The organism is Rathayibacter sp. VKM Ac-2762 (assembly GCF_009866585.1).
In the GTDB taxonomy this organism is placed as follows: domain Bacteria; phylum Actinomycetota; class Actinomycetes; order Actinomycetales; family Microbacteriaceae; genus Rathayibacter.
Genome location: NZ_CP047419.1, coordinates 464928 through 479976 on the forward strand (window position 1 = coordinate 464928; position 15049 = coordinate 479976).

The following is a 15049-nucleotide window of genomic DNA, read 5'->3' on the forward strand; positions in this document are numbered from 1 at the left end:
GATCGGGAGCGCGGCGGCCGGGGCGACACCGTAGGGAGGCGGGGTGACGCGGAGGTGAACAGGCGGGGTCGGCCCGCCCGGCTCAGTGCGCCATCGGGAGCGGCGCGTCCGACTCCGCCGGGCGGCGGACGAAGAACGCGGCCACGATCGCGACCGTCGCGATCGACGCGCCCCACAGGAACGCGGAGTGGATGCCGCCGGCGTAGGAGGCGGCCTGGTCGGCGCCGCCCTGCGCGAGCTCCGCCGACCGGATCGAGAGGACGGTGACGAACAGCGCCGTGCCGGCCGCGCCGCCCAGCTGCTGCACGGTGCCGATGATCGCGCTGCCGTGCGAGTAGAGCGAGGGGCGCACCGAGCCGAGGCCGGCGGTGAACAGCGGCGTGAAGACGAAGGCGAGGCCCAGGCTGAGGGTCACGTGCAGCGAGAGGACGAACCAGGGCGATGAGTCCGCCGCGAGCAGGGTGTACCCCCACAGCGCGCCGGCGACGACGATCGAGCCGGGCACGAGCAGCACGCGCGGGCCGAAGCGGTCGTAGCCGCGGCCGACGAACGGCGCGAGCAGGCCCATCAGCAGGCCGCCGGGGAGCAGGAGCAGCCCGGTCTCCAGCGGAGTGAGGCCCAGCACGTTCTGCGTGTAGAGGGGCAGCAGGATCAGCGTGCCGAAGAGCGCCGACATGCTGACCGCCATCATCGCGATGACGATGGTGAAGTTCGCGGAGGAGAAGGTCCGGAGGTCCAGCAGGGCCCGGTCGGTGCGCTGCAGCAGCAGCTGGCGCGCGATGAAGCCCGCGAGGCCGAGGCCCGCGACGACGAACGGGATCCACGGGGCGACGACCGCGGCTCCGCCCTCGCCGAGGCTCGACAGGCCGTAGACGAGGCCGCCGAAGCCGAAGACCGAGAGGACGACCGAGAGCGAGTCGATCGGGATGGAGCGGGGCTCGGTGACGTTCTCGACCTTACGCAGGCCCAGGAGCAGCGCGCCGATCGCGATCGGCAGCACGATCCAGAACATCCAGCGCCAGCCGAGGAAGTTGAGGATGACGCCCGAGATCGTCGGTCCGACGGCCGGAGCCACCGAGATGACGATCGAGATGTTGCCCATCATCCGGCCGCGGATCGCCGGGGGCACCAGCGTCATCACGGTCGTCATCAGCAGCGGCATCATGATGGCCGTGCCTCCGGCCTGCACCACGCGGGCCGCCAGGAGGACCGCGAAGGTCGGGGCGAGCGCGGCGGTGAGGGTGCCGAGGCTGAAGAGGATCATCGCGGCGGCGAAGAGCGTGCGGGTGTGCAGCCGCTGGATCAGGTAGCCCGTGATCGGGATGACGACGGCCATCGTGAGCATGAAGGCGGTCGAGAGCCACTGGCCCACGTGCGCCTCGACGTCGAAGTCGCGCATGAGGTCGGGCAGCGCCACGCTCATGATCGTCTCGTTGAGGATCACGACGAACGCCGACACCAGCAGGAGGCTGATGACCAGGCGGCTGCGCGGCTCGAGGGTCGTGGCGGCGGCGGGTGCGGCGGGCCGCGCGGCGGGAAGGGTGCTGCGCTCGGTCACAGGTGTTCTCCGGTCGTGAGGGGGATCGGTGTGAGGGGCGCATCGACGGCTCGACTCGCGGGCGCGGATGCGCGGTACGGAGGGAGAACAGCGGCGGACGCCCCGGACATTCCCGATCGACGGGGATCCGCTGCGAGAGGTCTCAGGCGAGGACCGCGGAGAGCGCGGAGGACGCGGCCTCGGCCTCCTCGAGCGTGGCGCCCTCGCCGAAGCTGAACCGCACGGCGGTCCGGGCGACGTCGGGGTCGAGGCCAAGGGCCAGCAGCGCGGGCGAGGGCTCGTCGCGCCCGGCGGCGCACGCCGAGCCGCTCGAGACGACGACGCCGCGCTCCTCCAGCTCGAGGAGCGTCGACTCGCCGCTGCGCCCGGGGACGGCGTACGCCGCGATCGAGGGGAGCCGGTGCGCCGCGGAGCCCAGCGGCACGGCCCGGGGCGCCAGGCCGCGACCCGCTCGGCGAACGCTCGGACCGCTCCGACGCCGCGCGGTCCGGATCGAGCAGGCGCACCGCGGTGCCGAGCGCGACCGCGAAGGCCACGTTCTCGGTACCCGAGCGCCGCTCCCGCTCCTGGCCGCCGCCGTGCAGCAGGGGCTCGAACGGGAGCCGGCTGCGCAGCAGCAGCGCCCCCACGCCCTTCGGCGCCCCGAGCTTGTGCCCCGAGACCGAGACCGCGTCGGCGCCCCAGCCCGCGACGTCCAGCCAGCCGGCGGCCGGGACGGCGTCCACGTGCAGCGGCACGCCCCGCGATCGGCAGAGCGCCGCTATCGCCGGAACGTCCTGCACCGTCCCGATCTCGTTGCTCGCCGCGAGCACCGAGACCAGCGCGGTGTCCGGCCGGACCAGCGCGGCGAGCGCGTCGAGGTCGAGCAGGCCGGTCGCGTCGACGGGGGCCGTCGACACCTCGAAGCCGTGCAGGCGCCGGAGGTGGTCGGCCGACTCGACGGTCGCCTCGTGCTCGAGCGCCGAGATCACCAGGTGCCGTCCGCGCGGCGACCCCAGCGCGAGGCCCTTGACCGCCGTGTTGATCGACTCCGTGCCGCCGGAGGTGAAGAGCGTCTCAGAGGCGCGGCCGCCGAGGAAGCGGGCCACGTGAGCGCGCGCCGCCTCCAGCGCGCGCGCCGCGGCGTCGCCGAGCGAGTGGCTGCTCGACGGATTGCCGTACTCCGCGGTGAGGAACGGCCACATGGCGTCCAGCACCTCGCGGCGCACGGGCGAGGTCGCGGCGTGGTCGAGGTAGATCACTCGACCGCGATGTCCAGGCCGAGGTCGAGCGAGTGGACGCTGTGGGTGAGCGCGCCGACGGAGATCACGTCGACCCCCGCCTCCGCGATCGCGCGCACGGTCGTGAGGTCGACGCCGCCGCTCGCCTCGACCACGGCCCGCCCGCCGATGAGGGCGACGCCCTGGCGGAGCAGCTCGGGGGTGAAGTTGTCGAGCATGATCGTGTCCGCGCCTCCCGCCAGCGCGGGCTCGATCTGGTCGAGCCGGTCGACCTCGACCTCGAGGTGCGCCGTGTGCGGGATCGAGGTGCGCGCCGCCCGCAGGGCCGCGGTCAGGTCGATCCCGCGCGCGGCGAGCACCGCGAGGTGGTTGTCCTTCGCCAGCACCGCGTCCGAGAGCGAGAAGCGGTGGTTGCGGCCGCCACCGCTGCGGACGGCGTGCCTCTCGAGCGCGCGCAGACCCGGCGAGGTCTTGCGGGTGTCGACGATGCGGGCGCGCGTCCCCTCCACCGCAGCGACGTACTGCGCCGTCAGGGTGGCGATGCCGCTCATCCGCTGCACGAGGTTGAGCGCGACGCGCTCGCCGCGGAGCACGCCGCCCGCGGGGCCCTCGATCCGGGCGAGGGTCTGCCCGGCCTCGAAGACCGCGCCGTCCTCCACGAGCACCGAGCAGCGGATCCGGGAGTCGACCTGCCGCATCGTGCCGACGAGGACGGCGCCGCCGCTGAAGACACCGGGCTCGCGGGCCACGAGGGCGGCGCTCGCGGTGGCGTCCGCGGGGAGGAGGGTGTCGGAGGTCAGGTCGCCCCAGGGCGCGTCCTCCTCGAGGGCGAGGGTGACGACGCGGTCGATGCTCTGGCGGGTCAGCACGGAAGGGCCGCCTCTCTGGTGGGGGCGGCGGCGCTCGCCGTCGCGGGGTCGGAGGAGTCGGTGCGGTGGTGGGCGCCGACGGAGTGCGTGCGCGCGAGCGCGGCGTCGATGAGAGCGAGGGCGCAGGTCAGCAGGTTCGCGTCCTCGAGCGTCCTCAGTTCGAGCGGAGCGGGCGAGGCGGAGGCGACGAGCGCGTCGCGCGCCGCTGTGAGCCCCGCCGCGTCCCGGGAGAGGCCGGCTCCCGCCCACATCGCGTCCTGGAGAGCGGCGCGGTCGAGCGTCATCGGCACGACGGCGCAGGGAGGGGCGACCGGGCCCCCGCTCCAGGAGAGGGAGTCGAGGGCGAGCGCCGCGCGGCGCGCGAACACGACGCCCTCGAGCAGGCTGTTGGAGGCGAGGCGGTTCGCGCCGTGGACGCCGGTGCGGGCGACCTCGCCGACCGCGAACAGCCCGGGGAGGCTGGTGCGCCCGTCCAGGTCGGTCGCGATCCCGCCCATCCAGTAGTGCGCGGCCGGAGTCACGGGCAGCAGGTCGTCGGCGAGCGAGAGCCCGTTCTCGCGGCAGGCCGCCGAGATCGTCGGGAACCTCTTCGCCAGCACCTCGGAATCGATCGCCCGGGCGTCCAGGTGCACGGGCAGTCCGCCCTGCAGCCGCATCCGCTCCGCGATCGCGCGCGCCACGACGTCGCGCGGCGCCAGCTCGGCCTCGGGGTGCACCCCGGCCAGGAACCGCTCGCCGGCGGCGTCGCGCAGCACCGCGCCCTCGCCGCGCACCGCCTCCGAGACGAGGAAGCCGCCCGGCAGTGCGAGCGTGGTCGGGTGGAACTGGTAGAACTCCAGGTCCGCCGTCTCCGCTCCTGCCCGCAGGGCGGCGGCGAGCCCGTCCCCGGTCGCGACGGACGGATTGGTGGTGTGCCGGTAGAGCTGACCGGCGCCTCCGGTGGCCAGCACGACCGCGTCGGCCGTCAGGCGCTCGAGCACGCCGTCGTGCAGGACGTCGGCGCCCGTGACCGAGACGCCCTCCCGCACCAGGTCGACCAGGGCGGCGTGCTCGCGCACCTCGACGGACGAGGCCCGCACCGCCGCCACGAGCGCGGCCTCGATCGCGGAACCCGTCGCGTCGCCGCCGGCGTGCAGGATCCGCGGACGCGAGTGGGCGCCCTCGAGTCCCCGCGCCAGCTCGCCGCCCTCACGGTCGAAGCCGACGCCCCACTCCTGCAGCACCGCGACCGCCTCCGGCCCCTCGGCGCAGAGCACCTCGACCGCCGAGCGCACGGCGAGGCCCGCACCGGCGGTGAGCGTGTCCTCCACGTGCAGCGCCACGGAGTCGCCCGGCGCCGTGACCGCGGCGATCCCGCCCTGCGCGGCGCGCGTCGACGACTCCGCCAGCGCGCCCTTGGTGACGAGCAGCACCTCGTGGCGGTGCTGCGCCGTCAGCGCGGCGACCAGCCCGGCGATGCCGCTGCCGACGACGACGACCCGCGCCATGTCAGACCGCCGCCGGCCCGGCGGGCGGAACGGCCGCGAGCATCCGCTCGAGGGCGATGCGCGCCTCGGCCTGCACCGACTCCGCGACCTCGATCCGGTTGAGCACCGTCCCCGCGACCAGTCCCTCGAGCACCCAGGCGAGGTAGCCGGGGTGGATGCGGTACATGGTCGAGCAGGGGCAGACCACGTCGTCGAGGCAGAAGATCGTGTGCTGCGGGTACTGGACGGCGAGGCGCTGCACCAGGTTGATCTCGGTGCCGATCGCGAAGGTCGATCCAACGGGTGCCGCCTGGATCGCCTTCACGATGTAGTCGGTCGAGCCGTACTCGTCGGCCGCGTCGACGACCGCCATCGGGCACTCCGGGTGCACGATCACGCGCACGCCCGGGTGCTCGGCGCGCGCCTTCGCGATCTGGGCCGTCGTGAAGCGCTTGTGCACCGAGCAGAAGCCGTGCCAGAGGATCACCTGCGCGTCCAGGAGCGTCGCGGTGTCGGAGCCGCCCTGCGGCTTCCGCGGGTTCCACATCGGCATCCGCTCCAGCGGCACGCCCATCGCCTTGGCGGTGTTGCGGCCGAGGTGCTGGTCGGGGAAGAACAGCACCCGCTGCCCGCGCGCGAACGCGTCCTCGAGCACGGTCGCCGCGTTCGAGGAGGTGCAGACCACGCCTCCGTTTCGGCCGCAGAACGCCTTCAGCGCGGCGGAGGAGTTCATGTACGTGACCGGGACGAGCGGCACGCGGCCATCGGCGTCCGGCTCGGTGCCGTAGAGCTCGGTGAGCTCGGCCCAGGCGTCCTCGACGGAGTCGATGTCGGCCATGTCCGCCATCGAGCAGCCGGCCGCCAGGTTCGGGAGGATCACGGCCTGCTCCGGTCCGGAGAGGATGTCGGCCGTCTCCGCCATGAAGTGCACGCCGCAGAAGACGATGGCCTCGGCGTCGGGCCGGCTCGTCGCCGCCTTCGCCAGCTGGAACGAGTCGCCCACGTAGTCGGCGTACTGCACCACCTCGTCCCGCTGGTAGAAGTGCCCGAGCACGACGACCCGCTCGCCGAGCGTCTCCTTCGCCGCGAGGATGCGGTGGTGCAGCTCGTCGGCGCTCGCCGTCGTGTACTCCTCCGGCAGACGTCCCTGGACCGGGGCGTCGGCCGGGATCGGGTCGGCCTGGGAGGCGCCGGGCCCGTAGGCGGGCAGGCCGAGGTCGAACGACCAGGGGGCCTCCGCGAGCTCGGGCGCGCAGGTGGCGCCGGGCGCGGAGCCGCCCTCGATGAGCCGGATGGTGCTGTCGACGGATGTCACGGTGTTCTCCTCGTGAGGCGGGTAAGGGAGTCGGGCGGCGCGCTCAGACGGGCAGCGGGCCGTTGTCGACGAGCGCCGCCGACTCGTCGTAGCGGTAGAGGCGCGGGGGACGGTGGCGGGTGCCCGTCAGGCGCTCCCCGGTGGGCACCACGGTGCCGGAGCTCTCGATCGTCCGGCGGAAGTTGGCCGGGTCGAGGGGCTTCTGCAGGACGGCCTCGTGGACCTCCCGCAGCTGGGACAGGGTGAAGGCGCCGCCGAGGAAGGCCTGCGCGATGCGGGAGTACTCCATCTTGTTGCGCAGGCGCCAGAGGGCGTAGTCGACGATCAGTCCGTGGTCGAAGGCGAGCTCGAGCGGCAGATCGGTGCAGAGCCAGGCGACGTTCTCTCCCACGATGGCCTCGTCGGCCTCGGCGGAGCGCACGAGCGCCCAGTAGACGATCGACACGACGCGGTCCTCACCGGGGGAGCGGTCGGTGCCGCCGACGGCGTAGAGCTGCTCGAGGTAGCGCGGAGCCAGGCCCGTGGTCTCGCGGAGAGTGCGGCGGGCCGACTCGGCGAGGTCCTCGTCCGGATGCAGCGGTCCGCCGGGCAGTGCCCAGAGTCCCTCGAACGGCTCGCGGATGCGCCGGACGACGGGGATCCAGACGGTGCTCGCTCCGGTCTCCGGGTGCGGCCGCAGGGCGAAGATCACCGTCGACACGGCGAGCTGCACGTCCGGCATCCGATGCCCCCCACTAAGAGTCGCACCGACTGTAAGTGCTGGGATCACCTTAGTGTCACGAACACCTGAACACCTAGCGGAAGAGGCGACACGCCGCGCAGGGTCTGCCCTCACCGCTAGGCTGACCGCACAACCGAATACCGGGCCGCAATACGCGACGCGGGAGAGCCGACTCCGGTCGGCACCGAAGGAGCAAGCCTCCCCGCCAATCTCTCAGGTCTTGTACCGCGTCGAACTGGCCACTCTGGAAAGCGATCCGCTCGGATCCGCCCATGGTGAAAGCGCTCGACCCCTCGGGGTGGCGCGAATCTCTCAGGCTCCACGACAGAGGGGGAGTTCCCACGGCACTGCTGTGCTCTGCCGCGAACGCGGCGCGAGTCCAGCACTGCGACGAAATGGAGAACTCATGTCCGAGACCCCGACGACCAGCCCCGAAGCCCGCTACTCGCCCCTGCACGAGGTGCACGTCGCCGCCGGCGCGTCCTTCACCGACTTCGCCGGGTGGCAGATGCCGGTCCGCTACTCCGGCGATCTCGCCGAGCACCACGCCGTGCGCACTGCCGCCGGCCTCTTCGACCTCTCGCACATGGCCGAGATCCTCGTCGTCGGCCCCGAGGCGGTCGACGCCCTCGACTACGCGCTGGCGAGCGACATCTCGGCCGTCGCCGCCGGCCGCGCGAAGTACACCCTCCTCCTGGAGCGCACGGGCGGCGTGATCGACGACCTCGTCGTCTACCGCACGGGCGAGGACCGCTTCATGGTCGTCGCGAACGCGGCCAACCGGCACATCGTCGTCGAGACGCTCCGCGACCGCACCGCGATGTTCGAGTGCGAGCTGTTCGACGAGAGCGACGACGTCGCCCTCATCGCGCTGCAGGGCCCGCGCTCGCTCGAGATCCTGCAGAACGTCCAGGGCCTCGCCGTCGAGACCGAGCGGGGAGCGGAGTCCGTGCTCGACACGGACGACGCCGCCCGCCTGCTCGCGGAGCTGCGCTACTACCGCGCCGTGCCCGCGACCTTCGAGGCGCATCCGATCCTGATCGCGCGCACCGGGTACACGGGCGAGGACGGCTTCGAGATCTACGTCTCGCCCGACTCCGCTCCCGCGCTCTGGCAGGCTCTCGCCGAGACCGGTGCCGGAGCGGGCCTCGTCCCCGCCGGCCTCGCCGCCCGCGACACCCTCCGCCTCGAGGCGGGCATGCCGCTCTACGGCCACGAGCTCTCCCGCGACGTCTTCCCCGCACAGGCCGGCCTCGGCCGCGTCGTCGCCTTCGGGAAGCCGATCGACTTCGTCGGCCGCGCGGCCAGCGAGGAGGGTCCCTCCGGAGACGCTCCCGTGCTCGTCGGGCTCGTCGGCGAGGGCCGCCGCGCCGCCCGTGCCGACTACACCGTCCTCTCCGGCGACGACGAGGTCGGAGTGGTCACCAGCGGCGTCCTCTCGCCGACCCTGGGCGTCCCGATCGCGATGGCCTACGTCGCCCCCGCCTCCGCGCAGCCCGGGACGGCGCTCGCCGTCGACATCCGCGGCACGCGCCTCCCGATGACCGTCACCGAGCTCCCCTTCTACTCGAGAAAGAAGAACTGACATGGCCGTGCCCACCGAGCTGCAGTACACCTCCGACCACGAGTGGATCCGGGTCGACGGAGAGGTCGCGACCGTCGGCATCACCGCCTACGCCGCGGACAAGCTGGGCGACGTCGTCTTCGTCGAGCTCCCCGAGGCGGGAGCCCGCGTCGAGGGCGGCAGCGTCGTCGGCGAGATCGAGTCGACCAAGTCGGTGGGCGAGCTGTTCGCCCCCGTCGACGGCGAGGTACTCGAGACCAACACGGCCGTCGTCGACAGCCCCGAGCTCGTCAACTCCGACCCGTTCGGCGAGGGGTGGCTGATCCGGGTCCGCTTCGACGCCCTGCCCGACGGCCTCCTCGACTCGGCCGCCTACACCGAGCTGGTCGGCGAGTAGATGGCGGCCACCAGGACCCCCGGCGCCTTCGAGTCCCGCCACATCGGGACCGACGCCGACGCGCAGCGCACCATGCTCGCGGCTCTCGGCTACGACTCCGTGGAGGAGCTCGTCACCGCCGCCGTCCCCGAGTCGATCCACGTCCGCGACCTCCCGCAGGTGCTGCCCGCTCCGGCCACCGAGACGGAGGCGCTCGCCGAGCTGCGCGCCCTCGCCGCGAGGAACACGGTGCGTCGGCCGATGATCGGCCTCGGCTACTACGGCACGCACACCCCCGCGGTGATCAAGCGCAACGTGCTCGAGAACCCCAGCTGGTACACGGCCTACACGCCGTACCAGCCCGAGATCTCGCAGGGGCGCCTGGAGGCGCTGATCAACTTCCAGACGATGGTCTCCGACCTCACCGGCCTCGACACGGCCGGCGCGTCGATGCTCGACGAGGGCACGGCCGTCGTCGAGGCCATGCTGCTCGCGCGCCGCGCCTCGAAGGCGCGCACCGACGTCTTCGTCGTCGACTCCGACGCTCTCCCGCAGACCCTCGCGCTGCTGCGCGGCCGGGCGGAGGCCGTCGGCATCCGCATCGTCGAGCTCCCGCTCTCGCGCACCGCCGCGGAGGAGGTGCCGGAGTGCTTCGGCGCCCTCGTGCAGTACCCCGGCGCGTCCGGGCACCTCTGGGACCCGTCGGCGGTGCTCGCCGCGGTGAAGGCCCACGGCGGCCTGGCCGTCGTCGCCGCCGACCTGCTCGCGCTGACCCTGGTGCGCTCGCCGGGCGAGCTCGGCGCGGACGTCGCGGTCGGCACCACGCAGCGCTTCGGCGTCCCGCTGGGCTTCGGAGGACCGCACGCCGGCTACCTCGCCGTCCGCAAGGGACTCGAGCGCCAGCTGCCCGGCCGCCTCGTCGGCGTCAGCCAGGACGCGGACGGCCACCCCGCCTACCGCCTGTCCCTCCAGGCCCGCGAGCAGCACATCCGCCGCGAGAAGGCGACCTCCAACATCTGCACTGCGCAGGTACTCCTGGCGGTCATGGCTGCGATGTACGCGGTCTACCACGGGCCGGACGGGCTCGCCGCGATCGCCGAGCGCGTGCACGGCCGGGCCGCGCTCCTCGCGCGCCTCCTCCTCGACCGGGGCCACTCCCTCCGGCACGCCGACTTCTTCGACACCGTCTCGGTCGTCGTGCCCGGCGGCGCGGAGGCGGCGGTCGCCCGCGCCCGCGAGGCCGGCTTCGACGTGCGCCTGGTCGACGCCGACACGGTCTCGGTGTCGATCGACGAGACGGTCACCGACCTCGAGGTGATCGCCGTCGCGACCGCCGTCGGGCAGCTGGACTCGTCGTTCGGCTTCCTCGGCGGCTCCGCGCGGAGCATCCCCGCCGAGCTCGACCGCCGCACGCCCTTCCTCGTGCACCCGGTCTTCAGCAGCCACCACAGCGAGACCTCGATGATGCGCTACCTCAAGCGCCTCGCCGACTCGGACTACGCGCTGGACCGCGGCATGATCCCGCTCGGCTCCTGCACCATGAAGCTCAACGCCGCCACCGAGATGGAGGCGGTCAGCTGGCCCGAGTTCGCGGACCTGCACCCGTTCGCCCCCGAGGCGGACGTGCAGGGCTCCCTGGCGCTGATCGACCAGCTGGAGGGGTGGCTCGCCCACCTCACCGGCTACGACTCCGTGTCGCTCCAGCCCAACGCCGGCTCGCAGGGCGAGCTCGCGGGCCTGCTGGCGATCCGCGGCTGGCTCCGGTCGAACGGCGACGAGGACCGCACGGTCTGCCTGATCCCCTCGAGCGCCCACGGCACCAACGCCGCGAGCGCGGTCCTCGCCGGCATGCGCGTCGTCGTCGTGGCCTGCGACGAGCTCGGCAACGTCGACCTGGACGACCTCCGGGCGAAGATCGCCGAGCACGCGGGCTCCCTCGCCGCGCTGATGATCACCTATCCGTCGACCCACGGCGTCTACGAGCACGAGGTCGCCGAGATCTGCCGCCTCGTCCACGAGGCCGGCGGACAGGTGTACGTGGACGGCGCGAACCTCAACGCGCTTCTGGGCTTCGCCCGCTTCGGAGACTTCGGCGGCGACGTCTCGCACCTCAACCTGCACAAGACGTTCTGCATCCCGCACGGTGGAGGCGGTCCCGGCGTCGGTCCCGTCGCCGCGAAGGCGCACCTCGCGCCGTTCCTGCCCGGCCACCCGCTCGCGCAGCGGCTCGAGCACGGCGTGGGCACGCAGGGCGAGCGGATCGTCCACGGCGGCGCACCGGTGTCGGCAGCGCCCTACGGCAGCCCCGGCATCCTGCCGATCTCGTGGGCGTACGCCCGGATGATGGGCGAGGAGGGCCTGCGGGCCGCGACCGGGGCGGCCGTCCTCTCGGCCAACTACGTCGCCGCGCGCCTCCGCGAGCACTACCCGGTGCTCTACACGGGGGACAACGGGCTCGTCGCCCACGAGTGCATCCTCGACATCCGTCCGCTGACGGCGGCGACCGGAGTGACCGTGGACGACGTCGCCAAGCGCCTCGTCGATTACGGCTTCCACGCCCCGACCATGAGCTTCCCCGTCGCCGGGACCCTGATGGTCGAGCCGACGGAGAGCGAGGACCTCGCCGAGATCGACCGCTTCATCGACGCGATGATCGGGATCCGGGCGGAGGCCGACCGCGTCGGCGCGGGGGAGTGGCCGGTGGACGACAACCCGCTGCGCGGCGCCCCGCACACCGCCGAGTGCCTGACGGCCGAGGAGTGGACGCACCCCTACAGCCGCGAGCAGGCCGTCTACCCGGTCCGCTCGCTGGTGCGCGGCAAGTACTGGCCGCCGGTCCGCCGGATCGACCAGGCCTACGGCGACCGCAATCTCGTCTGCGCCTGCCCGCCCATCGAGGCCTTCGCCTGATCCGCCCGCACATACTCGTCCGCGACCGAGGGTGAGAGAGCAGGAACGGAGCCTCGAGCCCGTCCTCGGCTCTCCCACCCTCGGTTGTGGACACGGTCGGTCCCTCACAGGCACGGAGTGGGGCGCAGTCCTCCCGATCCGTGGGGAACGGCGCACGGCGACCCCGACGCACGAGGGAGCCCGACCGTGGGGAACGCGTGGTGGAGGTGCTGGCAGGGCTCGACGGAGTAGTGACGAGCGAGCAGCTCCACCGTGCGGGCGTCACGCCGCGGCAGTGGAGAGCCGCGGCGCGGTCCTGCGGCTCCTCGGATGCGATCGGTCCGTCGTCACGTCCGCGGAGCCGGCGGCGCGAACAGCTCGGGCCAGAGGGCGACGGCCAGCGGGTACCCGACGAACGAGACGATGTCGATGATCGAGTGGGCGATCACCAGGGGCAGGGTGCGGCCGAAGCGCTGGTAGAACAGTCCGAACATCAGGCCCATGACCACGTTCCCGATGAAGGGCCCGATGCCCTGGTACAGGTGGTAGCTGCCCCGGAGCAGCGCACTGGTCACCAGGATCCGCCACCGCCCCCAGCCCAGATCGCCCAGGCGGGCGAAGAGGTACCCGATCACGACGACCTCCTCCTGCACTCCCGCCCGGATCGCGGAGAGCACGAGCACGGGCACCGTCCACCAGTACGCGTCCAGCGGCGAGGCCACCACCGCCACGGTGATGCCCAGCGCGCGTCCGACGGCGTACAGCGCGATGCCCGGCGCGCCGATCGCCACCGCGAGGACCGTCCCGGTCCCCAGGTCCGCGAACGGCCGGCGCAGGTCGAGCCCCAGGCGCCCGAGGGGACGGCCCGAGCTCTGCCAGAGCAGGAACGCGCAGAGGGCCACCGGCACCAGGTCGAAGAAGAGCGCGAGCAGCTGGTAGACGAGGTCGAAGCCCGGGCGGTCGCTGAGGGCGCCGTTGATCGTCGCGGTCTGGTCGGCCAGTGCGGTCGAGCGGGTGAGCCGGTTGGCGATGGAGACCACCGAGTAGACAGCGGAGGCTCCCAGGGAGAGCCCGAGGACCAGCAGGATCTCGATGCGGATCCGGCGCCGTCCGGGCGCGGATCCTGACAGGTCGGTGGACACTCCGTGCGTCTCCTCTGAAGTCGATGTGTTGCGCGACGGCCGCCCGGTACGCACGTTTCGTGCAGAACAGCGCAAAGATTCCACCTCCCGGTTACCGCTGTGTAACGGTTGCCACATGCTTTTGTGCAGATAGCGGGCGAATACATAGTCTCGTTGAAGGCATCCGCGCGACGGCCACCAGTCTCGTGCGCCGCCGCCGTCGCCACGCGCACGGCACTCCACGCGTCAGGGAAACCACTTCTCGCGCGCCCCCACATCACTGGAGGAATAGTGAACATCAGACGTTACGGATTCGGGGCTCTGGCGCTCGTCGCCGCGAGCACGCTGGTCCTGGCCGGCTGCAGCAGCTCGAACGACTCGGGCGGAGGTGCATCGGGAGGCGACGCCGCCGCGATCATCTCCACCAACGGCTCCGAGCCGCAGAACCCGCTGATCCCGACGAACACCAACGAGGTGGGCGGCGGCAAGATCCTCGACGAGATCTTCGCGGGCCTGGTCTACTACGACGCCAAGGGCGCCCCCGAGAACGACGTCGCCGAGTCCATCGAGTCGGACGACGCGCAGAACTACACGATCAAGATCAAGTCGGGCCTGACCTTCACGAACGGCGACCCGGTCACCTCCAGCTCGTTCATCGACGCCTGGAACTACGGCGCCAAGCTGTCGAACAACCAGCTCAGCGCGTCGTTCTTCTCGAACTTCGAGGGCTTCAGCGACACCGAGGACAGCGAGCTCACCGGTCTCAAGGCCGTGGACGACACCACCTTCACCGTCGCGCTCAAGTCCCCCCAGTCGGACTTCCCGATCAGCCTCGGCTACTCGGCGTACTACCCGCTGCCCGCCGCCGCGTTCGACGACATGGCCGCCTTCGGTGAGAACCCGATCGGCAACGGCCCGTACAAGCTCGACGGCGACGACGCGTGGCAGCACGACGTCCAGATCGAGCTCGTCAAGAACGACGAGTACACCGGCCCCCGCGAGGCCCAGAACGGCGGCCTGAAGATCGTCTTCTACGCCACCCAGGACGCCTCCTACGCCGACCTCCTCGGCGGCAACGTCGACGTGATCGACCAGATCCCGGACTCCGCCTTCGGCACCTTCGAGAGCGACCTCGGCGACCGTGCCGTGAACCAGCCCTCGGCCGTGTTCCAGTCCTTCACCATCCCGGGCCGTCTCCCGCACTTCGACGGCGAGGAGGGCCAGCTCCGCCGCCAGGCGATCTCGATGTCCTTCGACCGCAAGGAGATCACCGACGTGATCTTCGAGGGCACCCGCACCCCGGCCTCCGACTTCACCTCCCCGGTGATCGACGGCTACAGCGACGCCCTCTCCGGCGCCGACGTGCTCGAGTACAACCCCGACGAGGCCAAGGCGCTGTGGGCTCAGGCCGACGCGATCAGCCCCTGGGACGGCACCTTCAAGATCGCCTACAACGCCGACGGCGGCCACCAGGGCTGGGTCGACGCGGTGACCAACTCGATCAAGAACACGCTGGGCATCGACGCCGAGGGCGACGCGTACCCGACCTTCGCCGAGGCGCGCACCAAGATCGTCGACCGCTCGATCGAGACCGCGTTCCGCACCGGATGGCAGGCCGACTACCCGAGCCTCTACAACTTCCTCGGACCGCTCTACGTGACCGGCGCCTCGTCCAACGACGGCGACTACTCGAACCCCGAGTTCGACTCCCTGCTCCAGCAGGGCCTGTCGGACGCCGACGCCGACGCTGCGAACAAGACGTTCCAGCAGGCCCAGGAGATCCTCCTGAAGGACCTCCCGTCGCTGCCCCTGTGGTACGCGAACGTGACCGGCGGCTACGGCGAGGGCGTGTCGAACGTCGAGTTCGGCTGGAACTCGGTGCCGCTCTACTACGAGATCACCAAGAACTAAGCTCGAACCACTGGGGCGCTTCGCCCGTGCCGTCGGCCA

Annotated in this window: 10 protein-coding genes, 1 pseudogene and 1 riboswitch; of the genes and pseudogenes, 4 read left to right on the forward strand and 7 right to left on the reverse strand. The window is 72.2% G+C overall.

Features of this window, described 5'->3' with window-relative positions; genetic code table 11:
- Positions 1–82: 82 nt before the first annotated feature.
- The 6 genes and pseudogenes from GTU71_RS02250 to GTU71_RS02275 form a co-directional block, all read right to left on the reverse strand.
- On the reverse strand, positions 83–1558 hold the full coding sequence (locus GTU71_RS02250) for a DHA2 family efflux MFS transporter permease subunit (protein WP_104352675.1): 1476 nt from the start codon (positions 1556–1558) through the stop codon (positions 83–85).
- A 142-nt stretch (positions 1559–1700) separates the two neighbouring features.
- A pseudogene (locus GTU71_RS02255) lies at positions 1701–2799 on the reverse strand (cysteine desulfurase family protein).
- Positions 2796–3647, reverse strand: a complete 852-nt coding sequence (gene nadC / locus GTU71_RS02260) for a carboxylating nicotinate-nucleotide diphosphorylase (RefSeq protein WP_159939210.1) — start codon at positions 3645–3647, stop codon at positions 2796–2798. The pseudogene GTU71_RS02255 and the gene nadC overlap by 4 nt, the downstream one beginning before the upstream one ends.
- Positions 3641–5134 carry an L-aspartate oxidase gene (gene nadB / locus GTU71_RS02265; protein ID WP_159939211.1) on the reverse strand — a complete coding sequence of 498 codons (1494 nt, stop codon included), beginning with the start codon at positions 5132–5134 and terminating at the stop codon, positions 3641–3643. The genes nadC and nadB overlap by 7 nt, the downstream gene beginning before the upstream one ends.
- Before the next feature lies 1 nt (position 5135).
- The gene (gene nadA / locus GTU71_RS02270) at positions 5136–6428 is read right to left on the reverse strand and encodes a quinolinate synthase NadA (RefSeq protein WP_159939212.1); all 1293 of its coding nucleotides are present in this window, start codon (positions 6426–6428) and stop codon (positions 5136–5138) included.
- Positions 6429–6471: 43 nt separating this feature from the next.
- Complete coding sequence (locus tag GTU71_RS02275) at positions 6472–7149, reverse strand: NUDIX domain-containing protein (RefSeq protein WP_104222969.1); 678 nt, start codon at positions 7147–7149, stop codon at positions 6472–6474.
- A gap of 150 nt (positions 7150–7299) precedes the next feature.
- Positions 7300–7387, forward strand: a riboswitch (glycine riboswitch).
- 168 nt (positions 7388–7555) lie between these two features.
- Here GTU71_RS02275 and gcvT point away from each other — a divergent pair.
- From gcvT to gcvP, 3 genes are read left to right on the forward strand one after another with little or no spacing between them, the layout of a single operon-like run.
- Positions 7556–8734, forward strand: a complete 1179-nt coding sequence (gene gcvT / locus GTU71_RS02280) for a glycine cleavage system aminomethyltransferase GcvT (RefSeq protein WP_104328313.1) — start codon at positions 7556–7558, stop codon at positions 8732–8734.
- Between the two features lies 1 nt (position 8735).
- Positions 8736–9110, forward strand: coding sequence for a glycine cleavage system protein GcvH (gene gcvH, locus GTU71_RS02285; protein ID WP_104225540.1), 375 nt, complete (start codon positions 8736–8738; stop codon positions 9108–9110).
- A complete protein-coding gene (gcvP, locus tag GTU71_RS02290) occupies positions 9111–11999 on the forward strand; it encodes an aminomethyl-transferring glycine dehydrogenase (protein WP_159939213.1) in 2889 nt (962 codons plus the stop codon).
- Positions 12000–12325: 326 nt separating this feature from the next.
- Here the strand turns inward: gcvP and GTU71_RS02295 are convergent, their stop codons facing one another.
- Entirely contained in the window at positions 12326–13120 is a 795-nt protein-coding gene (locus GTU71_RS02295; protein ID WP_244230615.1) for a CPBP family intramembrane glutamic endopeptidase, read from the reverse strand.
- A 270-nt stretch (positions 13121–13390) separates the two neighbouring features.
- Between GTU71_RS02295 and GTU71_RS02300 the strand changes: the two genes are divergently transcribed.
- Positions 13391–15010, forward strand: coding sequence for an ABC transporter substrate-binding protein (locus tag GTU71_RS02300; protein WP_159939215.1), 1620 nt, complete (start codon positions 13391–13393; stop codon positions 15008–15010).
- Positions 15011–15049: the final 39 nt, after the last annotated feature.